The sequence below is a fragment of the Actinoplanes couchii genome (genome assembly GCF_016862075.1).
Taxonomy (GTDB): domain Bacteria; phylum Actinomycetota; class Actinomycetes; order Mycobacteriales; family Micromonosporaceae; genus Actinoplanes; species Actinoplanes couchii.
Genome location: NZ_BOMG01000057.1, coordinates 76,524 through 102,946, shown reverse-complemented (window position 1 = coordinate 102,946; position 26,423 = coordinate 76,524). Strand labels below are relative to the sequence as shown.

General features: G+C 69.6%; 31 protein-coding genes. 18 read left to right on the top strand and 13 right to left on the bottom strand.

The window, feature by feature from the left end; translation table 11 throughout:
* Nucleotides 1–23: 23 nt before the first annotated feature.
* Genes Aco03nite_RS23730 through Aco03nite_RS23720 form a run of 3 tightly spaced genes read right to left on the bottom strand, consistent with a single transcriptional unit; the run spans nucleotide 24 to nucleotide 2,455 of the window.
* Nucleotides 24–1,058, bottom strand: coding sequence for a glycosyltransferase family 4 protein (locus Aco03nite_RS23730; RefSeq protein WP_203797947.1), 1,035 nt, complete (start codon nucleotides 1,056–1,058; stop codon nucleotides 24–26).
* Nucleotides 1,055–1,453 (bottom strand): 6-pyruvoyl trahydropterin synthase family protein, encoded by a 399-nt coding sequence (locus Aco03nite_RS23725; protein WP_203797944.1) that lies wholly within the window; start codon nucleotides 1,451–1,453, stop codon nucleotides 1,055–1,057. The genes Aco03nite_RS23730 and Aco03nite_RS23725 overlap by 4 nt, the downstream gene beginning before the upstream one ends.
* Nucleotides 1,454–1,510: 57 nt before the next feature.
* Nucleotides 1,511–2,455 (bottom strand): zinc-dependent alcohol dehydrogenase, encoded by a 945-nt coding sequence (locus Aco03nite_RS23720; RefSeq protein WP_203798230.1) that lies wholly within the window; start codon nucleotides 2,453–2,455, stop codon nucleotides 1,511–1,513.
* A 105-nt stretch (nucleotides 2,456–2,560) separates the two neighbouring features.
* Here Aco03nite_RS23720 and Aco03nite_RS23715 point away from each other — a divergent pair, with 105 nt between their 5' ends.
* Both Aco03nite_RS23715 and Aco03nite_RS23710 read left to right on the top strand, forming a co-directional pair.
* Nucleotides 2,561–3,325: a CDP-alcohol phosphatidyltransferase family protein gene (locus tag Aco03nite_RS23715; RefSeq protein WP_203797942.1), complete on the top strand. Its 765-nt coding sequence runs from the start codon at nucleotides 2,561–2,563 to the stop codon at nucleotides 3,323–3,325.
* A gap of 42 nt (nucleotides 3,326–3,367) precedes the next feature.
* Complete coding sequence (locus Aco03nite_RS23710; protein ID WP_203797941.1) at nucleotides 3,368–4,474, top strand: hypothetical protein; 1,107 nt, start codon at nucleotides 3,368–3,370, stop codon at nucleotides 4,472–4,474.
* A 5-nt stretch (nucleotides 4,475–4,479) separates the two neighbouring features.
* Here the strand turns inward: Aco03nite_RS23710 and Aco03nite_RS23705 are convergent, their stop codons facing one another.
* On the bottom strand, nucleotides 4,480–4,764 hold the full coding sequence (locus tag Aco03nite_RS23705) for a hypothetical protein (RefSeq protein WP_203797940.1): 285 nt from the start codon (nucleotides 4,762–4,764) through the stop codon (nucleotides 4,480–4,482).
* Between the two features lie 164 nt (nucleotides 4,765–4,928).
* On the opposite strand from Aco03nite_RS23705, the gene Aco03nite_RS23700 reads away from it, so the two are divergent.
* The 3 genes from Aco03nite_RS23700 (at nucleotide 4,929) to Aco03nite_RS23690 (ending at nucleotide 7,278) form a co-directional block, all read left to right on the top strand.
* The gene (locus tag Aco03nite_RS23700) at nucleotides 4,929–5,294 is read left to right on the top strand and encodes a hypothetical protein (RefSeq protein ID WP_203797939.1); all 366 of its coding nucleotides are present in this window, start codon (nucleotides 4,929–4,931) and stop codon (nucleotides 5,292–5,294) included.
* 110 nt (nucleotides 5,295–5,404) lie between these two features.
* Nucleotides 5,405–6,295: an alpha/beta fold hydrolase gene (locus Aco03nite_RS23695; protein WP_239145375.1), complete on the top strand. Its 891-nt coding sequence runs from the start codon at nucleotides 5,405–5,407 to the stop codon at nucleotides 6,293–6,295.
* A gap of 53 nt (nucleotides 6,296–6,348) precedes the next feature.
* A complete protein-coding gene (locus Aco03nite_RS23690; protein WP_239145390.1) occupies nucleotides 6,349–7,278 on the top strand; it encodes an endonuclease/exonuclease/phosphatase family protein in 930 nt (309 codons plus the stop codon).
* Nucleotides 7,279–7,325: 47 nt separating this feature from the next.
* Here the strand turns inward: Aco03nite_RS23690 and Aco03nite_RS23685 are convergent, their stop codons facing one another.
* Nucleotides 7,326–7,904, bottom strand: coding sequence for an HAAS signaling domain-containing protein (locus Aco03nite_RS23685; RefSeq protein WP_203797938.1), 579 nt, complete (start codon nucleotides 7,902–7,904; stop codon nucleotides 7,326–7,328).
* 149 nt (nucleotides 7,905–8,053) lie between these two features.
* Here Aco03nite_RS23685 and Aco03nite_RS23680 point away from each other — a divergent pair, with 149 nt between their 5' ends.
* From Aco03nite_RS23680 to htpG, 3 genes are read left to right on the top strand one after another with little or no spacing between them, the layout of a single operon-like run.
* Nucleotides 8,054–8,938, top strand: coding sequence for an ABC transporter substrate-binding protein (locus Aco03nite_RS23680; protein ID WP_203797937.1), 885 nt, complete (start codon nucleotides 8,054–8,056; stop codon nucleotides 8,936–8,938).
* 39 nt (nucleotides 8,939–8,977) lie between these two features.
* Nucleotides 8,978–9,499 (top strand): SMI1/KNR4 family protein, encoded by a 522-nt coding sequence (locus Aco03nite_RS23675; protein WP_203797936.1) that lies wholly within the window; start codon nucleotides 8,978–8,980, stop codon nucleotides 9,497–9,499.
* 59 nt (nucleotides 9,500–9,558) lie between these two features.
* Entirely contained in the window at nucleotides 9,559–11,394 is a 1,836-nt protein-coding gene (gene htpG, locus Aco03nite_RS23670) for a molecular chaperone HtpG (RefSeq protein ID WP_203797934.1), read from the top strand.
* 88 nt (nucleotides 11,395–11,482) lie between these two features.
* Here htpG and Aco03nite_RS23665 read toward each other — a convergent pair whose 3' ends face one another.
* The 3 genes from Aco03nite_RS23665 to Aco03nite_RS23655 all read right to left on the bottom strand — a co-directional run bounded on the left by Aco03nite_RS23665 (nucleotide 11,483) and on the right by Aco03nite_RS23655 (nucleotide 13,094).
* A complete protein-coding gene (locus Aco03nite_RS23665) occupies nucleotides 11,483–12,328 on the bottom strand; it encodes a PfkB family carbohydrate kinase (protein WP_203797932.1) in 846 nt (281 codons plus the stop codon).
* A 3-nt stretch (nucleotides 12,329–12,331) separates the two neighbouring features.
* Nucleotides 12,332–12,490: a hypothetical protein gene (locus Aco03nite_RS23660; RefSeq protein ID WP_203797931.1), complete on the bottom strand. Its 159-nt coding sequence runs from the start codon at nucleotides 12,488–12,490 to the stop codon at nucleotides 12,332–12,334.
* 91 nt (nucleotides 12,491–12,581) lie between these two features.
* Nucleotides 12,582–13,094, bottom strand: a complete 513-nt coding sequence (locus Aco03nite_RS23655; RefSeq protein WP_203797930.1) for a TetR/AcrR family transcriptional regulator — start codon at nucleotides 13,092–13,094, stop codon at nucleotides 12,582–12,584.
* Nucleotides 13,095–13,166: 72 nt separating this feature from the next.
* On the opposite strand from Aco03nite_RS23655, the gene Aco03nite_RS23650 reads away from it, so the two are divergent.
* Together Aco03nite_RS23650 and Aco03nite_RS23645 are read left to right on the top strand one after the other, a co-directional pair.
* Nucleotides 13,167–13,838: an SDR family oxidoreductase gene (locus tag Aco03nite_RS23650; protein WP_203797929.1), complete on the top strand. Its 672-nt coding sequence runs from the start codon at nucleotides 13,167–13,169 to the stop codon at nucleotides 13,836–13,838.
* 42 nt (nucleotides 13,839–13,880) lie between these two features.
* The gene (locus tag Aco03nite_RS23645; RefSeq protein ID WP_203797928.1) at nucleotides 13,881–15,347 is read left to right on the top strand and encodes a GntP family permease; all 1,467 of its coding nucleotides are present in this window, start codon (nucleotides 13,881–13,883) and stop codon (nucleotides 15,345–15,347) included.
* Nucleotides 15,348–15,767: 420 nt separating this feature from the next.
* On the opposite strand, the gene Aco03nite_RS23640 is transcribed toward Aco03nite_RS23645, so the two are convergent.
* Nucleotides 15,768–17,021: a glycosyltransferase family 39 protein gene (locus Aco03nite_RS23640; RefSeq protein WP_203797927.1), complete on the bottom strand. Its 1,254-nt coding sequence runs from the start codon at nucleotides 17,019–17,021 to the stop codon at nucleotides 15,768–15,770.
* Nucleotides 17,022–17,177: 156 nt separating this feature from the next.
* On the opposite strand from Aco03nite_RS23640, the gene Aco03nite_RS23635 reads away from it, so the two are divergent.
* Nucleotides 17,178–17,936 carry a DUF8817 family protein gene (locus Aco03nite_RS23635; RefSeq protein WP_239145373.1) on the top strand — a complete coding sequence of 253 codons (759 nt, stop codon included), beginning with the start codon at nucleotides 17,178–17,180 and terminating at the stop codon, nucleotides 17,934–17,936.
* Here Aco03nite_RS23635 and Aco03nite_RS23630 read toward each other — a convergent pair.
* Together Aco03nite_RS23630 and Aco03nite_RS23625 are read right to left on the bottom strand one after the other, a co-directional pair.
* Complete coding sequence (locus Aco03nite_RS23630; RefSeq protein WP_239145372.1) at nucleotides 17,872–18,363, bottom strand: hypothetical protein; 492 nt, start codon at nucleotides 18,361–18,363, stop codon at nucleotides 17,872–17,874. The genes Aco03nite_RS23635 and Aco03nite_RS23630 overlap by 65 nt on opposite strands.
* A 94-nt stretch (nucleotides 18,364–18,457) precedes the next feature.
* Nucleotides 18,458–19,063: a hypothetical protein gene (locus tag Aco03nite_RS23625; protein ID WP_203797925.1), complete on the bottom strand. Its 606-nt coding sequence runs from the start codon at nucleotides 19,061–19,063 to the stop codon at nucleotides 18,458–18,460.
* 101 nt (nucleotides 19,064–19,164) lie between these two features.
* Here Aco03nite_RS23625 and Aco03nite_RS23620 point away from each other — a divergent pair, with 101 nt between their 5' ends.
* Nucleotides 19,165–19,905, top strand: coding sequence for an SDR family NAD(P)-dependent oxidoreductase (locus tag Aco03nite_RS23620; protein ID WP_203797924.1), 741 nt, complete (start codon nucleotides 19,165–19,167; stop codon nucleotides 19,903–19,905).
* Nucleotides 19,906–19,971: 66 nt separating this feature from the next.
* Here Aco03nite_RS23620 and Aco03nite_RS23615 read toward each other — a convergent pair whose 3' ends face one another.
* Nucleotides 19,972–20,577, bottom strand: coding sequence for a hypothetical protein (locus Aco03nite_RS23615; protein ID WP_203797923.1), 606 nt, complete (start codon nucleotides 20,575–20,577; stop codon nucleotides 19,972–19,974).
* A 22-nt stretch (nucleotides 20,578–20,599) separates the two neighbouring features.
* On the opposite strand from Aco03nite_RS23615, the gene Aco03nite_RS23610 reads away from it, so the two are divergent.
* The 3 genes from Aco03nite_RS23610 to Aco03nite_RS23600 all read left to right on the top strand — a co-directional run bounded on the left by Aco03nite_RS23610 (nucleotide 20,600) and on the right by Aco03nite_RS23600 (nucleotide 23,429).
* Nucleotides 20,600–21,547, top strand: coding sequence for a DUF1152 domain-containing protein (locus Aco03nite_RS23610; RefSeq protein ID WP_203797922.1), 948 nt, complete (start codon nucleotides 20,600–20,602; stop codon nucleotides 21,545–21,547).
* A 29-nt stretch (nucleotides 21,548–21,576) separates the two neighbouring features.
* Complete coding sequence (locus tag Aco03nite_RS23605; RefSeq protein WP_203797921.1) at nucleotides 21,577–22,164, top strand: hypothetical protein; 588 nt, start codon at nucleotides 21,577–21,579, stop codon at nucleotides 22,162–22,164.
* 92 nt (nucleotides 22,165–22,256) lie between these two features.
* Nucleotides 22,257–23,429, top strand: coding sequence for a serine hydrolase domain-containing protein (locus Aco03nite_RS23600; protein WP_203797920.1), 1,173 nt, complete (start codon nucleotides 22,257–22,259; stop codon nucleotides 23,427–23,429).
* A 6-nt stretch (nucleotides 23,430–23,435) separates the two neighbouring features.
* Here Aco03nite_RS23600 and Aco03nite_RS23595 read toward each other — a convergent pair whose 3' ends face one another.
* Nucleotides 23,436–24,206 (bottom strand): phosphotransferase, encoded by a 771-nt coding sequence (locus tag Aco03nite_RS23595; RefSeq protein WP_203797919.1) that lies wholly within the window; start codon nucleotides 24,204–24,206, stop codon nucleotides 23,436–23,438.
* 136 nt (nucleotides 24,207–24,342) lie between these two features.
* On the opposite strand from Aco03nite_RS23595, the gene Aco03nite_RS23590 reads away from it, so the two are divergent.
* The 3 genes from Aco03nite_RS23590 to Aco03nite_RS23580 all read left to right on the top strand — a co-directional run bounded on the left by Aco03nite_RS23590 (nucleotide 24,343) and on the right by Aco03nite_RS23580 (nucleotide 26,418).
* Nucleotides 24,343–25,347 (top strand): LLM class flavin-dependent oxidoreductase, encoded by a 1,005-nt coding sequence (locus Aco03nite_RS23590; protein ID WP_203797917.1) that lies wholly within the window; start codon nucleotides 24,343–24,345, stop codon nucleotides 25,345–25,347.
* 47 nt (nucleotides 25,348–25,394) lie between these two features.
* On the top strand, nucleotides 25,395–25,745 hold the full coding sequence (locus Aco03nite_RS23585) for a hypothetical protein (protein WP_203797915.1): 351 nt from the start codon (nucleotides 25,395–25,397) through the stop codon (nucleotides 25,743–25,745).
* Between the two features lie 214 nt (nucleotides 25,746–25,959).
* A complete protein-coding gene (locus tag Aco03nite_RS23580; RefSeq protein ID WP_203797913.1) occupies nucleotides 25,960–26,418 on the top strand; it encodes a hypothetical protein in 459 nt (152 codons plus the stop codon).
* Nucleotides 26,419–26,423 lie beyond the last annotated feature (5 nt).

Below are 26,423 nucleotides of genomic sequence, written 5' to 3'. Positions count from 1 at the left end.
CGGCATCATCGCTTCTACTCGGGTTATCGCGGTTCGCGGCGCGAACGGTTCACGGTTTCCAGAACTTTTCCGAGCGATCGGGCGGTCTCGTCCCACCCGGTCAGGGTCTCCCGGCGGGCCAGCGCGCCGGCACGCCAGCGAGCCCGCAGATCAGGATCGGTCAGCCAGTCACGCAGGGCGCCGGCCAGAGCGTGCGGGTCGTCCGGCCGGATCAGCCGTCCGGGGATCCCGCCGCCGGGCGTGGCGCCGAGCGCCTCCGGAACACCGCCGACGTCACTGGCCACCACCGGCAGACCCCGGGCCAGGGCCTCGGTGACCACCATCCCGTAGGTCTCCGCCCGGGAGGGCAGAACAAAAAGATCAGCGTTTGCGTACGCCCGGTCGAGCTCGTCCCCGGCCAGAGCCCCCACGAACCGGACCCGGTCGGGAACGGTTCCGGAGAAGGCACCGGCCCCGGCGACGGTGCACGACCAGTCGAGATCGGAGATCGTGTCCAGGGCCGCCAGCAGGACGTCCTGGCCCTTGCGATGGGTCACCGACGCCACGTTGAGCAGGCGGTTGCCGGTGGGGGAGGGGGGTGCGAGCGGCGCCGGATCCACCCCGGGCGGGATCGCGTGCACCCCGGTGAGGCCGTGCAGCTCCTCGACGCGGCGGGCGGCCGGGGTGCTGGTGGCGACGACCGCGTCGGCCAGGTGCAGCGCCCGGTATTCGTACCCACGCAGGGAACTGGCAGTTGACGCTGGCAGACCCGTCTCGTCGCTCAGGGGCAGGTGGACCAGGATCGCCAGGCGCAGACGGCCGGCGTGCGGCTCCAGCAGTTCGGGCACACCGCAGGCGACCAGACCGTCCAGCAGGACGACGGCATCGTCCGGGACCGAGGCCAGCACTGCGGCGAGTTGCTGCCGGTCGTCCAGTGCGGGACGGGGCCACTGCCCCGGAAGGAGATGTTCAGTAGCGGTCAGCCGCCGCAGAACCTCACGGTCGTACCGGTTTCCGCCGCTCGGTGCCGCCGGGTCGTCGAGACCACCCGGCAGCACCGCGTACAGCGGACGATTCACAGGGTCCGCTCGTAGCTCGCCCATGCGATGTGCGACTCGTGCAGGGTGACCGAGATGCCGGTCAGGCCGACGGCGCCGGGGCCGAGCTCACCGGCCTGCGCACGAACCGCCAGCCGGTCGGCGATGACCTTGGCGAGGAACTCGGTGGACGTGTTGACCCCCTTGAACTCGGGGTCGTCGTCGAGGTTGCGGTAGGAGAGGCTGCCGCAGATGGTGTGCAGCTGCTCGCTCGCGCGGCCGATGTCCACCACGATGTTGTCGTCGTCCAGCTCCGGCCGGCGGAACGTGGCGTCGACGACGAACGTGGCGCCGTGCAGGCGCTGTGCCGGTCCGAACACCTCGCCGGAGAAGCTGTGCGCGATCATGATGTGGTCGCGGACGGTGACGCTGAACAAGGGCTCATCTCCTCATGTGTGGTTCGTGGCGTACTACGGGTACCCGCCACGGAAAGATCAAATCGGGTAGTCGACGACCTGGCAGAGGGCCTTGAGACTGCCGTCGGACAGTGCCGGCAACAGCGTGGGCAGCTCGTCGAAGTCACTGTGCCCGCTGATCAGGGCGTCGAAGCGCGGGTCTTTCAGCAGCTCGAGGGCGGTTTGGAAGCGCTCGGCGTAACTCCGGTGCCGGGTCGGGGAGATGCCGCCGACCTGCGAACTCCGGATCGTGAGCCGCTTCGAGTGGAAAAATTCGCCCAACGGCACAGATATCGCGTTATCTCCGTACCAGCTCAACTCGACGACCGTACCCTCGGATCGAAGAAGGTTGAGGCTTGTTCTCAAGCCACTCTCCGTAGCGCTGGCGTGGATCACGAGGTCGCGATCGACAGCAGCCTCGGACGGGTGCGCAAAACCGGCTCCCAACGCGGAAGCCAATGAAGCGCGCGACGGATCCACGTCCACCAGCTGCACGTCGGTGGCGGGCAGCCCGGCCAGGACGGCGGCCACCGAAGCGCCCACCATGCCCGCGCCGACCACGGTGATCCGGTCACCGATCTGCGGCGAGGCGTCCCAGGCGGCGTTCACCGCGGTCTCCACCGTCCCGGCCAGCACCGCCCGCGCGGCCGGCACGTCGTCCGGCACGACGGTGACGCTCGACGCCGGCACCACGTAGTGGGTCTGATGAGGATAGAGGCAGAACACCGTCTTCCCGGCCAGCGCGGGAACCCCCGCCTCGACCACGCCGACGTTGAGGTACCCGTACTTCACCGGCGCCGGGAAGTCCCCCTGCTGGAACGGCGCCCGCATGGCCGACCACTGGCTCTGCGGAACCCGCCCCTGGAACACCAGAGTCTCTGTGCCGCGGCTCACTCCGGAGTGAAGTGTGCGGACCCGAACCTCCCCCTCCGCAGGATCCGGCACCTGCTCGGCGCGTATCTCCCCGGTACCCGGGTAGGTCATCCAGAACGCTCTCGCCAAGGATTCGTCCTTCCACAGCTGAACCAAAGTTCCCCGAGAAGCGTGTTGATCGGGGACAGCAGCTAGACCCTACGTGCAGGAGGAACGGTGACCTTCAGTACCGCCACGACCACGATGAGCCAGTCCCGCGCTCCGCTGGCCGGGTTCACCGCCCAGCTTGTCCTGCTGGCGATCCTGGCGATCACCGTCGGTCTCAGCGCGTGGGCCTGGTTTGCCGGAGTGGTGTTCGGAGCCGTTCTGTGCGGCCTGCTGAAGGTGGCGTTACAGCGTGCCGGGATGAGCACGATCGGGTGGGCCAACGCAGTCACGCTCGGCCGGGCGGTCCTCGCCGGCGGGGTCACCGCGATGATCGTCGGCTCGGACGCCTCGCCGCTGATCATCGCCGCGGTCGCCGCCGTGGCCCTGGCGATGGACGGGGTCGACGGCCAGGTGGCCCGCCGGACCGGCACCACCAGCTCGCTCGGCGCGCGGTTCGACATGGAGGTCGACGCGTTCCTGATCCTGGTGCTGAGCGCCGCCGCCGCGATCGAGTACGGCTGGTGGGCCCTGGCCATCGGCGCCTTCCGCTACCTGTTCGTGGCCGCCTCGTGGGCGCTGCCCTGGATGAACGCCGCGCTGCCGCCGAAGTTCAGCCGCAAGGTGGTCGCCGCCCAGCAGGGTGTGATGCTCGCGGTCGTGGTCAGCGGCGTGCTGCCCACCGCGTTCGCGGTGTTCGCGCTGGCCGTCGCCCTGGCCGGCCTGACCTGGTCTTTCGGCCGGGACATCGTCTGGCTGTACCAGTCGTCCCGGGTCCGGCACCTGGCCCGCAGCCGCTGGTCGGCGCCCCGCGCGCACGCGCTCGCGGCCCGCTGAAGCGGCGTGAAACATCCCTGAAACAGGGATAGTCTTCTATGAATGGACCGGATTCTCTTCACCGAGCGGCTCCGGCACGCGGCTGAGGCGGCCCGGCACTTGGCCGCCCCGAGTCTCGTCGAGAAGCTGCCCCCGGCACTGACCCTGCTGGTCAGGCTGAACATGTCATACGGCGACCAGCACTATCCCGACGACGCGGGCCGGGTCGTCCGGCTCAGCGCCGACGAGGCCGCCGATCTGCTCTGGCGCGACGGCCGGGCCCCCGAGTGGGTCGACGTGGCCGTCACCGGCGAGACCGGCGCCGCCACGATCATCGAGTTGACCTGCTGCGGGCGCTACGTCGTCCCGGCCCGTGACCCGTTCCACGTGGTCGGGCCGATCCGCCCGCCCGCGGACCGGCGCCCGTTCAGCATCCACCACGACTTCGAGGTCCGCGACGAGGAGAGCCTGCGCCGCCTGACCGAGGTCGCCGACCGGGTGCGCCGGTTGTTCGTCGACACCCCGCTGCCGGTCCCGATGCCGGCCGGCGTCTGGCTGGTCCGTGACGGTTTCTGCCCGCACGGTTCGCTGGCCGCCTACGCCGGGCTTCCCGAGCTGCGCATCCTGCAGATCACCGTGACCCGCGGCTTCGTCCTCGCCGGTGCGCCGCTGCCGGCTCTGACCAGCCTGACGATCACCGGTCTGCCGCCGGTGCCGTGGGGGATGGGCGCGCTGCGCGCGCTGGCGCCGGCGTTGACCCAGGTCTCCCTACGGGCGGCGGGTCCGTTGTGGGCCGAGGGTCAACTGCCTGCTGCGGTACGTGATGTGCAGCTCGCCGGCACCCACCTCGAGGGCGCGGTCGAGCTTCCGGCCGAACTCGACGTCCTGGGCCTGCACTTCTCGGCCGGCCTGTCGAGCCTGGCCCTGCTGGACGGGGTCGAGCAGGTCAAGCTGCTGTCGCTGCGCGAGACCCCGGTCGCCGAGGGCCAGGTCGCGGCGCTGATCAACCGGCTGGCGCCGTCGCGGGTGGACCTGACCCACTCGGGTCTGGAGCCGGCCGCCCTGGATCGCCTGGAGTCCGGTCATCCCGGCGTCGAGGTGCTGCCGCGCCGGGCTCCGCTGCCGCCGTCGGAGTACGACGGCCTCACTCTGCGCCTGGGGCTGTCCTGAACCTCCTATCGGCGGATCTTCGCGCAGCCCGGGCCGTCGGCGATGCCGTTCACGATGCGGTACCTCGAGATGTCGCCGCGGACGTAGTCCTCGATCTGGGCGATGGAGGTCGGCTGCGTTCCGTTGTTCATCAGGTACCCGACGATCGCGGTGTCGACGGTCCGGCAGGTGGCCTGGTCGGCGACCCGCTGGGCAGTCCCCTCCAGCTCCCTGGGGTTCAACGCAGCGTAAGAGATACCGCCAATACTCGCTGTGATGGCACTGGTGATTGCAAGCTCGATCAAACGCACCACCGCAGGTTAGTCATGATCACTCAAAGTAGGCCAGTGGGCCGTTCGGTCGAGATCAACAACTCTGAGTGATGATCGGTGGGGCGAATGAATAGACGTGAGGCACCCCTGCGGTGGTATTTTGATTACTCGCAGCAACGGTCTAGTAGCGCTGGAGGAACCCCATGCGTCGTGCCGCTGTCGTTCTCGCTCTCGCTCTCGCCGGCCTGTGGGTCGCCACGCCCGCCCAGGCGTTCGCCCACAACGCGGTGCACAACCCGGCCCTGCACGCGGTGCTCGACGGGCTGACCCTGCTGGTCGCGTCGGCCCCGGTGTGGACGGCGCTGCTCTGGTCCGGCGGCCGTCGCCGGCTGCTCGCCGCCCTGATCGGGGTGGTCCAGATCCCGGTCGCGATCATCGGTTTCGTGCCGATCGCCGACCCCTACCTGCACCTGACCCTGTTCGCCATCGCCCTGGGCCTGACCGCGGTCTCCCTGCGGACGGTCCGCAACCAGGCCCGCCGCGCCGCCGCCACCTCGACGGCCGGCTGACTCTTAATGGGGTGTTCGTCGCTCGGATGGCCGGAACGTCTCCACCTGCCGGTCATCCGATGTGATGTCGGCGTAACCTCGTCGTCAGTGAGCCTGCCCACAATGAAGTCGTGGTGCACGAGACGATGATGCCGGTCAACGGCATCGAGATGTGCGTGGAAACCTTCGGCCAACCCACCGAGCCCCCACTGCTGCTCCTGTCCGGCGACGCCGGCTCGATGGACTGGTGGGACGACGAGTTCTGCCGCCGCCTGGCCGCCGGGAACCGCTTCGTGATCCGCTACGACCACCGCGACACCGGCCGCTCGACGTCCTGCCCGTTCGGCAAGCCCGACTACTCGGGCGCCGACCTGCTGCTGGACGCCGTCGGCGTGCTGGACGCCCTGCGCCTGCCGGCCGCCCACCTGGTCGGTTTCTCCTTCGGCGGCGCGCTGGCCCAGCGGATCGCGGTCCACCACCCGTCCCGGGTCCTGAGCCTGACGCTGATGGCCGCAGCCGTGGACGACCTCCCCAGCCCGACCTCGGCGGTCCCGCGAGGCGGTCCGCTCCCGGTCTCCACCGCAAAGATCAAATCCGGTGTCGGTACGGTCGGAGTCCGGCCCGTCACGATCGAGGTCGACTGGTCGAACCGCAGGTCAGCGGTGTCCCGCATGATCGCCGAGGTCCGAGCGGAGGGTGGCCCGTTCACCCCCGACGAGCCGCAGCTGCGCCGCCTGGCCGAACGCATCTTCGACCGCTCCGCGGACCTGGCGGCCACCCGCCTGAACCATCAGCTGGCCGGTTACGGCCCACCGATCCGGGACCTGCTGCCCACCATCGCGACGCCCACGGTCGTCCTGCACGGCACCCTGGACCGGCACTTCCCCGCCGACCACCCGGAGCAACTGACCCGGAGCATCCCCGGCGCCCGCCTGGTCTGGCTCGAGGGAGTGGGCCACGAGTTCCCGCCCCGGGCCGTCTGGACCCAGGTGCTGAACGAAATCCTCACCCCCGCCGCTTGACCGCTCGCCGGGGCGGGTGGCTTGCGGTGCCGTGCGAGTATCGCGCCGTGTGGATGTCTGGCCCGGGTGGGCGGGATCGGGCCGGGTGGTTCGTCGCTCTGCCGGTGGCGGTACTGGTGGCGGCGCTCCTGATCTTCCGGTCGGTGGTGCCCGGAGGCAGTCTGCTTCCCACGTTCCTGCCGTGGCTCGGGGTGACGGTTCCGCTGCTGGCAGGTCTGGCGATCTGGCGCCGCTCGCGAGTCGGGATGCTGGCGGCGCTGCTACCGCTGGGTGCCTGGCTCACGGTTTTCGGCGGCCATCTGGTTCCGGACGGGGACCGCCCGCACGACCTGGTCGTGGTGCAGCACAACGCCAGTGACGAGAACCCCGATCCGGCCGGCACCGTCCGTGCGCTCCTCGCCGCCGGGCCCGACCTGGTCGCGCTGGAAGAGGTCACGCCCGAGGCGCTGCCGGTCTACACCGCCGCGTTCACCGCGGACTACCCGCACCACGCCGCCCACGGCACCGTCGCCCTCTGGTCCCGGCATCCGCTCGCCGACGCCGGGCCGCTGGACATCCGGCCCGCGGCGTTCGGCCCGGACTGGAACCGTGGGCTGCGCGCCGTGGCCCGCACCCCGCACGGTGACATCGCCGTCTACGTGGCCCATCTGCCGTCGATCCGGCCCGCCGCGACCGGTCTCGGCACCGGGAACCGGGACGACAGCGCCGCCCGCCTCGGCGCCGCGCTGCGGGCCGAGCGATCCGAACGCGTCATCCTGCTCGGCGACCTGAACGCCACCGCCGCCGACCGGGGCCTGACCCCGATCACCTCCCAGCTGACCACCTCCGACGCGGATTTCGCCTTCAGCTTCCCGGCCCGCCTGCCGATCGCCCGGATCGACCACGTGATGGCCCGGGGCCTGACCGTGACCTCGGTCCGCACCCTCCCACGCACGACCAGCGACCACATCCCGATCGTCGCCGGCCTCGCAGCGTCCGACTGACCCCCGATAGCCGCCGGCCGGACAAAGTTCCGGGTCGAAGTGCCGGGTCAGAGCGACCGGCGGAGGGTCAGGCCGGCGACGATCGAGCCCGTGGTCGCCGCCAGGTAACACGCCAGCATGGTCACGCCGGACAGCACCGACACGTCGAACAGCACGGACGTCAGGAACAACAGGCCCGTCACCGGGGCGGCGACCAGGAGCCAGGCCGCCGACTTCTCGACCTGGCTCCAGGACGGCGACCGGCTGACGAGCAGCATCGCGGCGGCCTGCGCCGCACCGGGGAGCACCACCGAACCGCCGACCAGCAGAGCGACCGCGGCCCGCTCGGTGCCACCGGCGGAGCGGACGACGGGGACCGCCGCCGGCGCCGGGGCCGGGATCGGAGGCAGCCGCAGGTGGGTCGGCGTGCCGCTGCGCCGGACCGCGGCCACCAGCTGCTCGGGCGGGCCGAGCAGGCTGATCACCCGGCCCGGATCGCCGGCCAGGTCGCGCCGGGCCGTGATGTAACCGGCCACGGTGCTCATCAGCTCGTCGCGAACCTCCGGCGGCAGGTCCTCCCCGGCGGCCCAGAGCGCGGCCAGATAGTCGAGGACGAGCACGTCCTCCGAGATCGGTGCGGCCGTCATGATCAATCCTCCCAGGTGTGCCCGTCAGGAACCGGTGCCGCAAGCCTTCCGCCCGGACGCCTCCCGCACATCGGTCCACGGTGGTATCTCTGGAGAGGAGGGATCCACCCCGGGTCGTAGTCCCCGGGGCCGAGACGGAGGAGGGGCACGTGCGCCTGGTCTCCCTGCTGCCGTCCGCGACCGAGATCGTCTACGCCCTCGGCCTCGGCGAGAACCTGGTCGGCGTCACCTTCGAGTGCGACGAGCCGGCGGCGGCCCGCTCCGACAAGACCGTGGTCGTCGGCGGCCGGGACACCCGCGACATGACACCCGTCGAGATCGACAGGTACGTGCGCACCCAGATGTCGGCCGGCGGCGACCTCTACACACTGCACGCGGACGCGCTCGCCGGACTGGAGCCGGATCTCATCCTCACCCAGGATCTCTGCCGGGTGTGCGCCCTGCCGTCGGGTCATGTGGACGAGGCGCTGGCCCATCTGGGCTGCCGGGCCGAGGTGCTGTCGCTGGACCCGCACACACTGGACGAGGTGCTGGCGACGTTCGTCGACGTCGCGTCCGCTGTGGGCGTACGGCAAACCGGTGTTGACCTGGTCGTTGATCTGAAAGGCCGGCTGGCGCGGATCGCCGGCGCGGTGGCCGGGCGCGCCCGCCCGAGGGTGGCCGTGGTGGAGTGGGTGGATCCGCCGTTCACCGCCGGCCACTGGGTGCCCGATCTGGTGACCGCTGCCGGTGGCGAGACCGTCGCGGCGCTCCCGGGGCGGCGGTCGGTGCAGGTCAGCTGGGCCGAACTGGCCGCCCCGCAACCGGAGATCGTGCTGGTCACGCCCTGTGGGTACCACCTGGACGGTGCGGTCCGCCAGGCCGAGGCGGTGGTCGGGCACTTCCCCGGCGCCCAGGTCTGGGCGATCGACGGCGACGGATTGATCGTACGCCCGGGGCCGCGGTTGATCTCCGGTGTCGAGGCCGTCGCGGCGATCCTCCACCCGGGCGCCGTCCCGCCCGCCCCGCCCGGAACCGTCCAGCGGGTGGCCTGACGCGAAAAAATGTCGGACCCGGCTGATATCCATGTGGGCATGAACATCGAGCAGGTCGACCCGGGGGTCCTCGGCGAGTTGCGGGCGGCCCTCGGCGACGGCGACGCGCTGGGCTGGCCCGCGGTCCACGCCTTCGAGGAGCGGCACGGCGTCGTGCTGCCGGAGCCCTACCGGTCGTTCGTCGCGGAGATCTCCGACGGTTCCGGGCTCGGCCCACCCGATCACGGGCTGCTCGGCCTCGCCGATCTGCCGTCGGACTGGGGTTCCGACGGCTCCGAGCGTGATCTTGCCGGTTCCTTCCCGCTGACCGGGCCGTGGCTGTGGGAGGGTGACGAGGAGGAGCCCGGCGAGGAGCGGTTGCGGGCCGTCTTCGACGACGGGTCGATCGTGCTCGGCACCGACGGCTGCGGGATGAACTGGCATCTGATCGTCACCGGGCCCCAGCGCGGTCACGTGTGGCACATCTCCGGTGAGGGCGCGATGCCGGTCGGGGCGGAGCCGGGATTCGCCGGGTGGGTGCGGCGCTGGGCGGCCGGCGAGCCGTGGTTCGACGCCGGGTGACGGGTGGATTCGGCGGGCGTCCTACGATCGGGGACGTACACCGGACATGACGGAAACGGGTGACGATGGAGACGTTGGAGTTCCAGGCAGAGGCGCGCCAGCTGCTGCAGTTGATGGTCCATTCGATCTATTCGAACAAGGACATCTTCCTGCGTGAGCTCATCTCGAACGCCTCCGACGCGCTGGACAAACTGCGCCTGGCGAAGCTGCAGGACGGCATCGAGGCGGACACCTCCGACCTGCACATCGAGATCGAGGTCGACGCCGAGGCGCGCACGCTGATCGTCCGTGACAACGGCATCGGCATGACGCGCGAGGAGGTCGTCGAGCTGATCGGCACGATCGCCAAATCCGGCACGGCGGAGCTGCTCGGCAAGCTCAAGGAGGCCAAGGAGAGCCCTGAGCTGATCGGCCAGTTCGGCGTCGGGTTCTACTCGACGTTCATGGTCGCCGACAAGGTCACGCTGCTGACCCGCAAGGCCGGCACCGAGGGCCACGGCACCCGCTGGGAGTCCGAGGGCGCCGGCACCTACACGATCGAGGACGCCGAGGACGCGCCGGTCGGCACCACGGTGACGCTGCACCTGCGTCCCAAGGACGAGGACGACGCCCTCTACGACTACACCGACGAGTGGAAGCTCAAGGAGATCGTCAAGCGGTACTCCGACTTCATCTCGTTCCCGATCCGCAGCGGTGACGAGGTCCTCAACTCGCAGAAGGCCCTGTGGGCGCGGCCGCGCAGCGAGGTCACCGAGGAGGAGTACCACCAGTTCTACCGGCACATCAGCCACGACTGGACCGACCCGCTCGAGATCATCACGATGAAGGCGGAGGGCACCTTCGAGTACGAGGCTCTGCTCTTCATCCCGTCGCGGGCCCCGCACGACCTGTTCCAGCGGGACGCCCGGCGTGGGCTGCAGCTCTACGTGAAGCGCGTCTTCATCATGGACGACAGCAAGGAGCTGATCCCGGACTACCTGCGGTTCGTCAAGGGTGTGGTGGACGCGGCCGACCTGTCGCTGAACATCTCCCGCGAGATCCTGCAGCAGGACCGGCACATCCAGATGATCCGGCGGCGCCTCGTCAAGAAGGTGCTGTCCACGATCAAGGAGCTGATGAGCAGCAACCCGGAGAAGTACGCGACGTTCTGGCGCGAGTTCGGCCGGGCCGTCAAGGAGGGTCTGCTCGCCGAGCCCGACAACCACAAGCCGATCCTGGAGATCGCGTCCTTCGCCACCACCGAGGGGACCGAGCCGACCACCCTCTCCGCTTACGTCGAGCGGATGAAGGAGGGGCAGGAGGAGATCTACTACCTCACCGGCGAGAGCCGGTCCCAGGTGGAGAACTCGCCGCACATGGAGGCTTTCGCCGCCCAGGGCTACGAGGTTCTGATCCTCACCGATCCGGTGGACGAGATCTGGACCGACGCGGTTCCCGAGTTCGACGGCAAGAAGCTCCGGTCCATCGCCCGGGGGTCCGTGGATCTGCCGAAGTCCGAGGAGAAGGCGGAGCCCGAGGGGGACTTCGCGCCGCTGCTCTCCTTCCTCGGGACGACGCTGGAGGAGCAGGTCAAGGAGGTTCGGCTGTCGCATCGGCTGACCACCTCGGCCGCCTGCCTGGTCAGCGACTCGGACGACATCACTCCTGCTCTGGAGAAGATGTACCGGGCCATGGGGCAGGACGGGCCCCGGGTCAAGCGGATCCTCGAGCTGAACCCTGATCACCCGCTGGTTTCCGGTCTTCGGGCCGCCCATGAGCGGGGGGCCGAGGATCCGGCTCTTCCGGATACCGCTGAGCTTCTTTACGGGACTGCTCTGCTTGCCGAGGGTGGGGATCTTGAGGATCCTGCTCGGTTTGCGAAGCTTTTGGCTGATCGGCTTGCTCGTACTGTTTGATGTCTGGTCGGTTCTGGGGCGGCGGTGGCCCACTCCGGGCGGTCAGGCTTGATCCCTCCGTGGGCCACCGCCGCCCCAGAACCTTCTGTTACACCAGGTGGGTCAGCCAGGATCTTGGGCCTGCATGAGATACGCGGATGGCCGCTGTTCGGGAAGCGGTGGCTGTTGCGGCTGGCAGCGGGAGGCCGTTGAGCATGGCTACCGCCAGGGCTCCGTGGAAGGCGTCGCCTGCTCCGGCTGTGTCCACGGCTTTCACCGTCGGGACCGGGACCTCGCCCGATGCGTCGGCTGTGAACCAGCGGACGGGGGCTGGGCCGTGGGTTATCACCACGGCGGGGGCTGCTATCGCTCGGGCGGTTGCGGCGTCGTCACCGGAAGCCGTCGCGGCGGGGTGGCGGAAGTCTGCTGAGCAGGCCACCACCTCGGCGTGGGGGAACAGGTCGGGGAAGACGGGGCGCCAGCTGCCGGCGTCTATCAGGAGGCGGGCGGCCTTGCGGGCTGCGGCTCTGGCCAATTCGGGGTGATGTCCGTCGGTCAGGGTCAGGTCGGCTGTGGGCAGGCCTTCTTCTGGTACGGGTACCTCGGTGGCTCCGGCGTTGCGGCTCACGATCATGCGTTCGCCGGTGGTGGACAGGACCGTCACCGCGGAGACCGGGGGAGGGGTCGTCGCGTCGGGGGTCGCGTCCAGCAGGGTCACGTGGTGGGCTTCGAGGTCGGCTTTCAGTAGGGCGGCCAGCGGGTGTCTGCCGACCGCGCTCAGGAGCGTGACCCTGGCGCCCAGGGCCGCTGCCGTGATCGCGGCGTTTGTCGCCGGGCCGCCGGCTGCCACGTCCACCGACTCCGACTGGATCTTCTCGTTCGGGGCCGGGAATCGGGTCACCCGTTGGATCAGGTCCACCGTTGCCAGGCCTACGCAGAGAAGGTGGAGTGGCACGGGTCAGCCGCTGAAGAGCTCGGTGAAGAACGTGCCGATGTTTCCGAATATGGCTGCCACGCCCGCGCCGATGCCTCGTGCTGTCTCGGCTGCCGGGCCCGGGTTCGTGCCGATCCAGAAGACGAGCAGGAACAGCAGGATCCAGCCGAGGATCTTCTTCATCGGGTCTCGATCCTCCGTGTGTGGCTGGTCCGGGAGCGCCAGACAAGATCGTGGCACAGTGCCGCAATGTGGTGGGCGACGGCTCGCCGGGTCAGGGCTCGGTAACTGGGGTCAGTGCTTCCCGGGCTGCCGTCAGTATGCGGTCGGACAGGTCGGTTCCGGCAGTGGCCCGGGACAGGATCAGGGCGCCGACCATGGTGCTGAGGGCGGCCAGGTCCGGCTCGCCGTCGCCCAGGGCCCGGGCGAAACCTTCGACCCCGTGCGCGTACGCCGCCCTGGTCGCGTCCGAGCCCAGCTCCTTGGCCATGTCGCCGCCGAATCCGGCGGTCGGGCAGCCGCCTCCGGGATCGTCCCGGTGTGCGGCGGACAGGTAGGTGTCCGGGGTGGGTGCCTGCTGACCGGCGAAAGCGGCGGTGACCGCCTCGGTGACCAGCGCGTCCTTCGACGCGAAGTGTTTGTAGAAGCCGCCGTGGGTGAGCCCGGCCTCGGCCATCACGTCGGCCACACCCGCGCCGGCGATGCCCCGTTCGCGGAAGAGCCGTGCGGCCACAGCGACGATCCGTTCCCTGTTCTCTGCGGCCTGCGCCTGCGACACCCGTCCCATGCCGTCAACTATAGATGGCGTGTGTCATCTATTACCTGGCGCGTTTTAGATGTCAGTCGTAATCTAAGCCGCATGGAACTCCCCAACGCGGTAGCACTCGTCACCGGCGCCAACCGTGGCTTCGGCCGTCATCTCACCGTCCAGCTGCTGGAACGCGGCGCCAAGGTCTATGCGGCGGCACGTGATCCGCGGACCGTCGACGTGCCGGGCGCGGTTCCGCTCGCGCTCGACGTCACCGATCCCGCGTCGGTCGCCGCTGCCGCCGCGGCCGCCTCCGATGTCACCCTGCTCGTCAACAACGCCGGCATCGCCGGCGGCGAGTCGTTGATCGGTGGCGATCTGGACGGGATCCGGCGGGACATGGAGACCAACTACTTCGGGCCGCTGCTGCTCACCCGGGCGTTCGCGCCGGTCGTCGCGGCCAACGGTGGGGGAGCGGTGCTCAACGTGCTGTCCGTGCTGTCCTGGCTGCATCCGGGGCCGGCCGGTTCCTACTCGGCGGCCAAGGCGGCGGCCTGGGCGCTGACCAACGCCAGCCGGGAGCTGTTGGCGCCGAGCGGGATCGCGGTCACCGGGCTGCACGTGGGCTACATGGACACCGACATGGCCGCCGGGATCCCGGACGATCGCAAGGTCGACCCGGCCGTGGTGGCGGGGCTTGCCCTGGACGCGGTCGCGCGCGGTGACGCCGAGGTGCTCGGCGACGAGCTGAGCCGTCAGGTGCGGGCCGGCCTGCATCAATAGGCCCCGGGGTTGAGAGGTGTCGCGGTGGGGTAAACGCGCCGCATGACAGAGGCCATCACCGATGCCGGTACCGGTCAGCTCGTACTCGCGGCGGTGCTCGGCATCGCGGCCGTGGTCCTGCTCATCGCATGGGCCAAGTGGCATCCGTTCCTGGCGCTGATCGCCGGCGCCGGGGTGCTCGGGCTGACCGCGGGCGCCGCGCCGGCCGACACCATCGACTCGTTCACCACCGGGCTCGGCACCACGGCCGGTGGGGTCGGGGTGCTGATCGCGCTCGGTTCGATGGTCGGGGCGCTGCTCGCCGAGTCCGGGGGCGCCGACGGCATCGTCAACCGGATCGTCAACGGTGTCTCCGGGGCGGCCCTGCCGTGGGCGATGGCCGGAGTCGCGGCGCTCATCGGGTTGCCGCTGTTCTTCGAGGTCGGCGTCGTCCTGCTGGTGCCGATCGTGTTGCTGGTGGCCCGGCGTACCGACGTGGGCCTGTTGCGTCTCGGCATCCCGGCGCTGGCCGGCCTGTCGGTGTTGCACGGTCTGGTGCCGCCGCACCCCGGGCCGCTCGTCGCCATCGACAGCCTGCAGGCCGACCTGGGCCTGACCCTGATGCTGGGCCTGGTCTGCGCCGTCCCGACGGTGATCATCGCCGGCCCGGTGTTCGGCAACTTCATCGCGAAGCGGGTGCCGCTGCCGGTCCCCGCCCTGGCCAGCGGTGGCACGGCCGATCGTCCGGCCGGTGGCGGCACCGCCGATCGTCCCGCCGGTGGCCGCGACTTCGTCGACCGTGACGACATCGCCGACCCGGTCGCTCCGGGTGAGCCGGTCGACGAGCAGCTCGGCCCGCGCCGCAACCCCGGTTTCTGGGCGGCGGTCCTGACCGTGCTGCTCCCGGTGGTCCTGATGCTGGCCCGCGGTGTCGCCGAACTCTTCCTCACCGAGGGCACCACGGTCCGCGACATCCTCGAGGTCATCGGCGAACCGGTGGTGGCCCTGCTGGCCGGTGTCCTGGTGGCGATGTGGGCGCTGGGCCGCCGGGCGGGTTTCGACCGCAAGGAGACCAACGCGGTCCTGGGTGGCGCCCTCCCGCCGATCGCCGGCATCCTGCTGATCGTCGCGGCCGGCGGCGGTTTCAAACAGGTCCTGGTCGACGCCGGGGTGGGCAATGTGATCGCCGACGCCGCGCGGGACGCCAATTTCAACGCCCTGGTCCTGGGCTTCCTGGTAGCGGTGGGAATCCGCGTGGCCACCGGTTCCGCAACGGTCGCCACGATCACCGCGGCCGGTATCGTGGCCCCGTTGGCGACCACCTTGGACCGCCCCGAGGTCTCTTTGCTGGCCTTGGCGATCGGCGCCGGTTCGCTGTTCTTCTCACACGTCAACGACGCCGGTTTCTGGATGGTCAAGGAATACTTCGGCATGACGGTCGGTCAGACCATCAAAACCTGGTCGGTCATGGAGACGATCATCTCGGTGGTCGGTTTCGCGTGCGTCATGCTCCTCTCACTGTTCCTTTAAGAGCCATTCTTCGGTACGCCAGTGAAAGGCCCTGTCCCGTCACGCGAGGTTTGCGCCACCCGCGGACCGCCCGGCGACCGCCGGGCCGGACGCGGTGGTTACCGGCCACCCGAACCCTCTGACACGATGCCCCCGTGAAAGGGGCAGGCCCGGATTTACCTCGTCGCTCCCGGAAACACTGACGCCCCGAGCGAGCCGATTCATCCGGGACCACGGAACCCGATCCCCGGGTTGGTGGTGCGGTCGGGCCTTCGGTCGTGGCTCATGACGGGGCTTGGGACGAGAACGGTGCGGCGTTTCGGTGACCGCCGCAATCGGCCCGGCGGTCGCTGGGCGGTCTGGAGTTTCGCCCTCCTCGCGGGACGGGACTCGAGGTGTGGCTCGGCGAAGTTGCTGTTCGGCGTACCGGCGCAATGGGGGTTAAATGGCCTGGCCCGAGATGAACGGCAACCAGCCCGCGTACCAGCCGGACAGCAATGTCAGGAAAGTCAGGACCACTGCGGTGTCCCGGGTTTTGAAACGGGCCAGCGCTATCGCCGGGACCAGCAGGATCGGGAAAGCGGGGAGTAGGTGGCGGCCGGCCATCGACATGTGGGCGTGGCCGCCGATCGACAGGATCAGGGTGACGCCGGCGAAGACCACCAACGGCCACGGGGCGCGTTTCAGCAGCAGCAGGAACATCACCACGAACGCTGCCATGAACAGGAACGACAGGACCCGGATCGGTTTGGCGGCGTTCTCGTCGTCGACGCCGATCAGAATGTCGGTGATCATGTTCCAGTGGTTCTCGCCGTAGTCCCACCAGGCGCCGAACGTCTGCTCGTGAATGTTGAAATACTCCTCCACACCGCCGAGTCTCGAGGAGGCGAAAGCCAGATAGGCCAGCATTCCGGACGGGGCCAGGACCATTGCCGCGTACGGCCGCCAGCCCCCGCGCCGGGAAATGGCGGCGATCAGGGCGGCCAGTCCGACGGTGCCGATCAGGGCGGCCGCGGTGGGGCGGCTCAGCCCGCTGATTCCGGCCAGCAATCCGGCGATCACCCAGCGTTCCTTGAGCACCGCATAGAGCGCCCACGCGGCGAGTGCGGTGAACAGTGACTCGGTGAAGGCGCCGTTCTGGGTCATCGCGGCGGGGGCCAGTGCCCAGACCGCGGCGAGCAGGATTCCGACACGGTGACCGTGTACGTGGCGGCCGATCGCGTAGAGGCCCCAGGCGGCGGCGATCGCCGATACGAACGAGATGAACAGCAGCGCGTTCACCGGGGTCACGAACGGCAGCTGTGCCAGCGGGCGGGCCAGCATCGGGTAGAGCGGGAAGAACGCCAGGCGCAGCTCGTACGGCACGCCGTCCTCGTCGACGGCGCCGACCGGGCCGCCCAGCCCGTGGGTGGCGATCTTGGTGTACCAGCGGGCGTCCCAGGAGACGAGCGCGTCCATGAACGACGTGAACTTGCGCCACTGGTTGCCGATCGACCCGTCCGGATAGACGTCCCGGTCCGGTGTCAGCACGTGGGCGTGGGCCGCCAGAACGTACATGACCTCCAGGCTGATCATGCGGATCAGCAGGTAGAGCCCGATCGCCGGGGTCGCTGCGACGGCCGCGCCGCGCAGCCTCGCCAGGGGTGGGGCGTCCTCCTCCGCACTGTCGGTGCGGGTGGCGACGACGTCGGCCATCAGGACGTCCCTCTCTGCCGGGCTGCTGGGCAGCCCTCACTGTAGAGGGTCCGTCCCGCCTGGTCAGTGCCGGTTCGTGCCAACCCATGGGCGCGATCGCCCGGTTCCCGGAAGACTCGACCTCCAGCGATGACACCGAGTGACGAGGAGTTACCCATGAGCGACGTGACGGTCGTGCCACTGCTGCACTGCACCGACGAGGCCCGGACGCTGGAGTTCTGGCAGGCGCTGGGGTTCCGGCTCACCTGGGAACAGCACCGGCCCTATCTGTACCTGGCCTTCGAGACGACCGGTTTCGGTCTGCACTACGGGGCGGCGCCGGACGGTCTCGACCCGGCCCGTGAACACACCGGCGGCTGCATGGTGCTGGTGGACGCGGTCGCGCCGTACCACGCCGCCTACACGGCAGCCATGCGTACGGCGTACGGAAAGGTGCTCTCCCAAGGTCTTCCGCGGATCACCCGGTACCGTGCCGGGCAGTCCCGGTTCACCGTGATGGACCCGAACGGGAACTCGATCATCTTCATCCAGCGGGACGAACCGCAGCCGGAATACGGTGGATCGAAGCAGCTCACCGGGCTGGCCAAGGTGATCGACAACGCCCGGGTGCTGCGCGAGTTCAAGACCGACGATCTCGCCGCGTACCGGGCGCTGGACTCGGGTCTGCGGCGGCACGAGGCGGCAGCGACCGATGTGCAGCGGGCGACCGCGCTGGCCGCCCTGGTCGAGTTGTCGACCGTCCTGGACCTGGCCGGCCGGGTGCCGGAGTGGGGCGCCCGGCTGCGGGAGATCACCCTGACCGCGGCCGAAAGGGATCAGGTCAGGGCGTACGTCGCCGCTTCGGAACTGCTCACGCCGTGGCTGTCTCCGCTTCCAGACGGCGGATCAACCGGCGGATCACCAGCAGCGGAATGACACCGAACACCCCGAACGACATGTCGATCACCTGCCACCAGAACGGCAGGTCGCGGATGTGGCCGGCGATCAGGGCGAGCGGAATGACGCCGGCGCAGCAGATCATGCCCCATTCGATCACCCACACGTTCCGGATCGGATCACGCCACGGGCCCCAGAACGCGGCGGCGATCACCAGGTGGGCGAAGGCGAGCCAGTCGGTGCCGTAGGCGATGAACGGATGATCCCGGCCGGTCACCGCGAGCCCGGCGTGCACCCGGTCCACCCAGCCGACAAGCGCATCCGGCGCGGGCACCGCATGCAGCGCCCGAGCCAGCAGTTGCGTCTCGGCAACCAGCGGAAAAGCGGTGACTCCACTGATCACGAGCGCGATCACGAAGAACAGCAGCCAGGCCCGGATCCGCATCGAGGTCGTCAGATCTTTCACGGTCAAGAATCTAGGTCCACTTCGGCTTTCGTACGCCCACCCACACGCGATCTCCACAAACACTCCACCGCATCACCGAAGTCCGGCGGGGCCGTCAGGCCGCGGGCCACATAGTCACCGTGATGACCAGAATCCTGGGTTTCCTCCCGGCCCGGACAAGCACCTTTCCGATACGGCCCTCGGGTGTACCGACGCAGTAGATCGAATCGCCGTCGGGTATGAAACCGTCCTCCGTCCCGTAATCTCCGAACGCCGACTTGCGGCTGCGGCAGTCGGCCTCGGAGATTCCGTCGAAATCGAGCACCCTCTCGTCCCATCGCAGAAGTCCGCTGCCGGAGCCGGCCGCGGCCACCCGGAAAGCGGCCTGCACCATCGCGTATCTCATCGTGCTGACCGACTGGAAGACGAAGTCGGCGGCCGCGCCGTTGTTCGTGTCCGTCTGCGGCCAGCCGGGTGCGTCGAAATCGAAGAACTTGGGGCTCGAGACGTCGATCGTCCTTCCGGCGACGGTGACGTCGGTTCCGGTCGGCGGTGGTGGTGCCGGCGTCACCGGTGCGGTTGTCCGTTCAGGCAGGACCGTCCAGTCGATGGCATCACGGACCAGTGCCAGTACCGCTACGAACAACGCCAGCACCGTACAGGCGAAGCCGATCGTCGCTTGTGTGCGGTTGTCTTTGATCCAGTTCCAGAATCTCGCCATGCCTGCCTCTCTCGGAGTGGAGGAGCCTTCTTCCTCTCCTACGGAGAGCTTTCGGTCAATTCCCTGATCGGGGAGTCTCCGCGATGACGGAGGATGGGGCGATGACTTCCTCCTATGTCGTCACCGGTGGGGCTCGAGGGGTGGGGCGGGCCGTGGTGGAGCGGCTCGCTGTGGACGGGCATGTGGTTGTCGTCGATGTGGTGGAGCGGCTCGGGTGGGAACATCCGCGGGTCGGTCTGGTCAGTGGGGACGCCGCTGATCCTGGGATCACGGTGCGGGCCGCGGCGGTCGCCGAGGAAGCGGGGGCGCTTGCCGGGTGGGTCAACAACGCGGCGATCTTCCGGGACTCGGGGCTGGCCCGCGGGCCGGTGGAGGAGATCATGGAGCTGATCACCGCCAACCTCGCGATGGCGGTCACCGGATGTCACACCGCGGTCAACCACTTCCTGGCGTACGGGCGGCCCGGGGCGATCGTCAACGTGTCGTCGCATCAGGGGCAGCGGCCGGTTCGCGGGGCGCTGCCCTACGCCACCGCCAAAGCCGCCATCGAAGGGCTGACCAGGGCTGTTGCCGTGGACCACGGGCCGGACGGGATCCGGGTCAACGCGGTCGCGCTCGGGTCGATCGTGACCGGGCGGTACGACGACTACCGGGCCGCCCATCCCGGTGTGGACGCGGAGATGGCCGCACTGCATCCGCTGGGGCGGGCGGGCACCGCCGGTGAGGTCGCGGACGCGGTCGCCTTCCTGCTCGCGCCGGGGTTCATCAGCGGCGCGATCATCCCGGTCGACGGCGGCCGCTCCGCCAACGGCCCGGACCCGGAGGCCCGCCCATCGAGCTGATCCTAGGACCGGCCGATCTTGAAAGCGGCCGATCTTGAAAGCGGCTGCTTTTGAAAGCGGCTGATCCTAGGATCGGCGCGGGCCCGGGGTGACCCGGCCGAGTCCCGACCCGACCGCCTCCTCGAACGTCATCCGCAGTGGGCCCGGATCGATGCCCAGGTGCCGGAGCACGCCGAGATGCCTGACCGCGGGCTGGTCGGAACCGGTCAGCACGGCGGTCAGGCCGGGCACGTCGACAGGTCCGGCGGCGAGTGGCCGGAACATCTCGGGATCCGCGCCGTACGGGCCGGTGGGCCGGGGTTCACCCGGACGGAACTGCCGGAGGCGCACGTCGAACAGGACCGTCTCGCCGTTCTCGTCGGTGTTGGTGAACGTGTGTCCCTGCTCGGAGTGGTAGAGGTGGAACCGGCTGCCACCGTGCTGGATCAGCACCGTGTACTGATCCGGATCGGACGACACCTGGAACGCGGCGGTCCAGCTCCCGGTGGCCTCCCCGAGCTGCTCCGACAGGCGGCCGGTGATCTCCATGCGGTGCCACACCGGCTCCGGGACGACCACCCAGCGGTCCGTGCCCAGCTCGATGATCACGGCTCGTTTGCGCTGCCGGGCCAGCACGCTGCGCAGTTTGAGGTAGGGGCCGAGGACCAGAACGGACTCGTACGCGAGTGGCATGACCGCCTATCCTAGGCCCGGCATGATGAGATCACCGTTCTTCGAAGCGCTGGCGGATGCCGAGCGGGTGCTGATCGCGGGCGCCGGCGGCGGGTTCGACGTTTACGCGGGGTTACCGCTCGGGTTGGCCCTGGCCGCGGACGGGCGCACCGTGTCGTACGCCAATCTGTCCTTGGTCAATCTTTATGAGCTGGACAAACGGGTCTGGCTGGAGCCGGGGGTCGCCGCCGTCACGCCGGATGTCGCGGTGCCCGGCGACTACTTTCCGGAAGGAACCCTCGCCCGCTGGCTGGCGCTGCACGGGCTGCCGTCGACGGTCTACGCGTTCCCGCGGACCGGGGTGCGGCCGCTGCGCCGGGCGTACCGGCGGCTCGCGAAACGCCTCGACCTGGACGCGATCGTGCTCGTCGACGGCGGCACCGACATCCTGATGCGCGGCGACGAGGCCGCCCTGGGCACCCCGGTCGAGGACGCCACCAGCGTCGCCGCGGTCGCCGCCACGCCGGTGGCCACGAAAATGGTGGCGTCGATCGGATTCGGCATTGACGCCTATCACGGTGTCAATCACGTTCAGGTGCTGGAGAACATCGCCGACCTGGATCGGGACGGCGCCTTTCTGGGCGCGTTCAGCGTGCCGTCGCACGGGCGTGAGGCGGCGCTCTACCGGGACGCGGTCGAGCACGCGCGGTCGAGAACCCCGGGCCGGGAGAGCATCGTGCACGGTCAGATCTCCGCCGCACTGTCCGGCGTTGCCGGAGACATCGACATCGGCGGCCGTACGGGTGGGTCGCCGCTTTTTGTCAATCCACTGATGGCGATGTACTTCACGTTCGATCTGGCCGGTCTGGCGGCCCGTTCGCTGTATCTGGACCGGATCCGCTCCACCGACGACATGCTGCAGGTCAGTCAGGTCATCGAAAGCTTCCGCGACGAGATCGAGCCCCGTCCACGAGTCGTATTCCCACACTGATCGTCGGCCGTTGATGGTCTACTGCGGACGTGCGGTTCTCTCTCGTCGTGGTGCTTCTCGTCGCAGTCGGTGGCGTGGCCGGATGGCAATGGTGGCAGGCCCGGCCACCGTACGGTCCGGAGGAGTTGGGGGCGCGGGCCACCCTGGAGTTCGTCGACCAGGAGACCGCTGACGCCGCATTGGCGCCGGGGACTGCGATTTACGCCCATGACTCCGCCGATCAGATAGTCCTCGGGCGGGTCACCTGGAATCGGCCGGCGAAAGCGCAGAATGGGAGCAGCCTCCGGATCGTCCTGCTGGACCGTCGCGACGGCCGCCTGCCGGGCCTGATCACCGCGACGTCGTCACGACCCGACAAGATCAGCGTGGGAATGGACGGGGTGTTGAACACGGCCCGCGAACGCGACCCCTGGCTCGGCGAGCCCCGGCAGTCGAACGGCAGCGACATCTACGTGTCGTCCCTCGACGCGTCCCCGGTGACCTTCCAGACCGTGCTCCGGCAGAAGCACCCCGGCCCCGACCTGCTGTACGCCCCGATAGCGCTGGAAAACCTGACGGTGGCTCTGATCCACGTAGCCCCCGACGGTCAGGTCCACTGGGCCCAGCGCCTTCGGTGACCGGATCCTGTTCGGCTGGTACGGATAGCCGTACCAAACAACGGGCGGCTGGCACCAATGTGCTCGCGGGGATTTCTGGCAAGGATCGATGCATGACAGCGATCACGGAGAGCAAGACCAAGCGGGTCACCGCGCTCACCCTCACCGCCGCGCTCACCCTGGCCGGAGTAGGGGCGACCGGCACCGCGGCCCTCGCCGGTGACCGGGCGCTCCAGGGCGCGGCCCGGAGCGTGGTCGACGCCGGCTCGCCCGGCTTCCTCGCGCGGGTCGACAACGGCCGCCGGGTCGAGACCGCGGCCGCCGGGTTCGCCGATCTGACCACCCACCGGCGGCTGGGTGCCGACGACCAGTTCGTGGTCGGCAGCAACACCAAGATGTTCACCGCCACCCTGATCCTGCAGCTGGTCGACCGGGGCAAGATCCGGCTGGACGCCCCGATCGAGCGGTACCTGCCGGGCGTCGTCCCGGACGGTGAGCACATCACCGTGCGGATGCTGCTCAACCACACCAGCGGCCTGTTCAACTACACCGACGACCCGGAGTTCATCCCGTCGGTGCTGCAGAACCCGGAGTATGCGCACAGTCCGCGGGAGCTGCTCGACGTCGCCTTCGCCCACGAGCCGAACTTCGTTCCCGGGGCCGGCTGGTCGTATTCGAACACCAACTACATCGTGGCCGGGCTGCTCGCCGAGAAGGTGACCGGCAAGCGCCTGCCCGGCCTGATCCAGGAGCGCATCGCCAAGCCGCTCGGCCTGACCCGCACCTACCTCGCCGATCCGCGGGCGGTCCGCACCGGGCGCGGGTTCGCGCACGGTTACGCGGTCAGTTTCGCGAATGGCGAGCCGGCCTACACCGACATCAGCGGCGGGGCTGTCGGCGCGTGGGGCGGCGCCGCCGGTGGGATCATCTCCACGGCTTCGGACATGTCCCGGTTCGTCTCGGCGCTGCTGACCGCCAAGCTGTTCTCGGCGCAGCAGCTCCAGCAGATGAAGACCACGGTGGAGCTGGAGCCCGGCAGCGAGTTCACCGGGGGGTACGGGCTCGGCCTGCTCCGCATCGACTTCCCGTGCGGGTCGGCGTGGGGGCACAACGGCGGCACGCTGGGGCACAACAGCTGGACCGTGGGCAGCGCCGACGGCAAGCGCACGGCGATCAGCGACTACAACGCCACCCCGATCGACTTCACGCCGACCGAGGGAGCACAGCGTCTGGGCGAGGCGGCCTCCGCGGCCGGCACCGTCGTCATCTGCCGGGCCCTCTCGTGACCGCGATCAGGTGGTGGGAAAGCCGGCCAGTTCGGTGACGGCTGACTCCAGGTTCGCGGCCGCCCCGTTCTCGAGCAGCCGGACGCAAGAGGGGTCACCGCTGGCGGCTGCCCGCCGGATGCCGTCGGCGGAGGCGGTCACCCGCCGGCGGACGGTGTCGACAAAATCGTCGACCGGGCCGTCCCAGCCGTAGGAGTCGAGGAAGAGGCGCAGGCGGCGGGGGCGGTCGGCGAAAGCCGTGAAACCTTCGGCCGTCACCACCCGGCGGGCGTGCAGCGGAACCCAACTGAAGGCGGTGAAGGCCAGATCCCATTCCGGGGTGACCGGTCCGGCGAAGTCCCAGTCGAAGAAGCCGGTCAGGTGTGCACCGTTCCAGGCCGCGTTGTAAGGAGCAGCGTCGTTGTGACCGATGATCAGACCGGGCTGCCAGGACTCCTGGCCGCGCCAGACCGCGCCGTCCGGCGGGACGAAACCCGCCACGGCGGTGTGGAGATCGCGCAGCCAGTGGGCCACCTGGCGCAGCGCGTCGTCGCTGTGGACCCAGGCCGGCCACGGGCGCGCGGTTCCGACCACCGTGCCGGGCAGGAACGAGAGCACCTCCCGGCCCTGGTCGTCGAAGCCGAGCGCGCGGGGCGCCCGATCGAAACCGGCGTCCTCCAGGTGCCGGAGCAGGGCGTGTACGGCGGGTGTCCAGGGGCCGGCGGTGCGGCGGACGGTGTCGCCGGTCCGGACCGCGCCGCCGTCGTTCCCGCCGGGAAGGCGCTGCTCTTCGGTCATCACGACATGCTCCCATTGGAGGCCTCTCACCGGAGGCCTCTCACCGGAGGCCTTCCATCGGAGGTCTTCCATCAGAGGCCGGAGTGACAGCGTGACGGTATTTCCTAGTGCATCCATGGGTAATAGAGTCAATGCCATGGGTACTCTGCGATCACTCGCCTTCCTCACCCCGGGAAACTATCCCGACGACGATCCGTTCAGTGGGCTGGACGCGACACTCGACCTGTTCGCGTTCGGCGAGCGGCTCGGGTTCGACGGCGCCTGGATCCGGCAGCGGCACCTGGAGCACGGTGTCGGTTCGGCGGCGGTCTTCCTGGCCGCCGCGAGCCAGCGGACCAGCCGGATCGAACTCGGCACCGCTGTCATCCCGATCGGGTACGAGAGCCCGTTCCGCCTCGCCGAGGACCTGTCGCTGGCCGACGTGCTCTCCCGGGGCCGGCTGCAGATCGGCTTCAGCGCGGGTACCCCACCACACGCTGATCTCCTCGGTGACCTGGTCTTCGACGGCGACTGGCGCACCTTTGACCTGGGCTACGGCCGGATCGAGCGGCTGGTCGCCAACCTGCGCGGCGACTACCTCGGCGACCCCGACACGGTGATCCACTCGCCGGGCAACACCCAGCGGCCCCGCCTGCAACCGCACAGCCCCGGACTCGCCGACCGGATCTGGTACGGGGGTGGAAGCACCCGTTCGGTCCGGTGGGCCGGTGGGCACGGGCTGGGCCTGCTGACCGGCAACATCGTGTCGGGTGAGCGCAGCGACGACTTCGTGACCGCGCAGTCTCAGCTCATCGAGGAGTTCCGGGCGTCCGGGACGACCGCCCCGATCGCGGTCGGCCGGGTGATCGTGCCCTTGGACAGCGCCGACCGCCGCACCCGCAAGCGCTACCAGGAGTACGCCGCCGGCCGCCACGACCGGACCCTGAAACCACACGGCGATCGCCGCACACTGTTCGCCCCCGACCTGGTGGGCACGGCCGCCGAGATCGTCGAACGCCTGCACGCCGACCCGGTCGTGACGTCCGCGACCGCTCTGCGACTGGAGCTGCCCTACGAGTTCGACCGCGAGGACTACGAACAGATCCTCACCGACACCGTCACCCTGATCGCCCCGCACCTCGGCTGGTCACCGTCGTCCTGACCGAACGGTGCCCGCCGTTCCGGCCAGGGGTTGCCTAGCGTCGACGGGTGCTCGTCATCGATCCGATCGCCGCGCTCCCCGACCTGCCGTCGCGTCCGGCAGCCGGACTCGATCCGGTGATCGCCGAGTCGGCCGATCCGGAGCTGCGGCCCACTCCGGCGCACGCGCTGGCCCGGGCGTACGCGCTGGCCCGGGCGTACGCGCTGGCCCGGGCGTACACGCTGTCCCGGGCGTACACGCTGGCCCTCCGGTTCGACCGGGGCCAGGATCCGTGGAGAGACTCCCCGGACCCCGCCCCGCCTGTGCCGCCGCCCGCCCCGCCGCCTGCCTCGCCTGTGCCGCCGCCGCCCGCGGTGGAGCCCGAACCCGCACCCGTGGGCGGAACCGGAAGTGGATAGCCGTCGTCGCGGCGGCTGCTCTGGTTCTCGCCCTGGCCGGGACGCTGATCGTCGTGACGACCGGCCGACCGTGACCGCACAGCAGAGGGCTACATCGCTCCCCGGTTCCGACCCGGCTGGCGTCTATGCCGATCTGGTGGGGCAACGGTTGTTCGGCGATTTCTCGCCCGGACGGGCCGCATCGTTACTGACGGAGGTCTAGCGTTTCGGCGAGTTGCCACCGCCACTGTCGCTGACGGTCATCGAGTACCTGTTGACGAACGCCGCGTTCCTGACCGGCGATCAACTGGCCGGGCTGGTCGCTGCGTCCGTCACTTCGGTGACCGAGGCGGTCCGGGCCGTCCCGCTCGTGGTGATGCGGCCCGCACTGCTTCGCGAAGTACCCCGATTGGATCCGCTCTACGGCCGGAACCTGACGTCTCTCAGTGATTTCCTTCGCGTCAGTGGGGCGTTCGCCCTGCTCAATCTGATCGGGACCGACGAGGAGCGCGGGCTGAGTTGGCCGGTGCACAAGGCATTGCTCCGGATGAACCCGGAACGATCCTCGTTGGTCGTTCCGGAGATCGTTCACAGATATGCGGCGCTCGCCGCTGACAGCCGCCGGGCAGGGTTGACAGCCGCATTGGTGAACGCGCTCACGTACGACCTCATTCAAGGGGCGCAGTCCCGCTGAAGGGA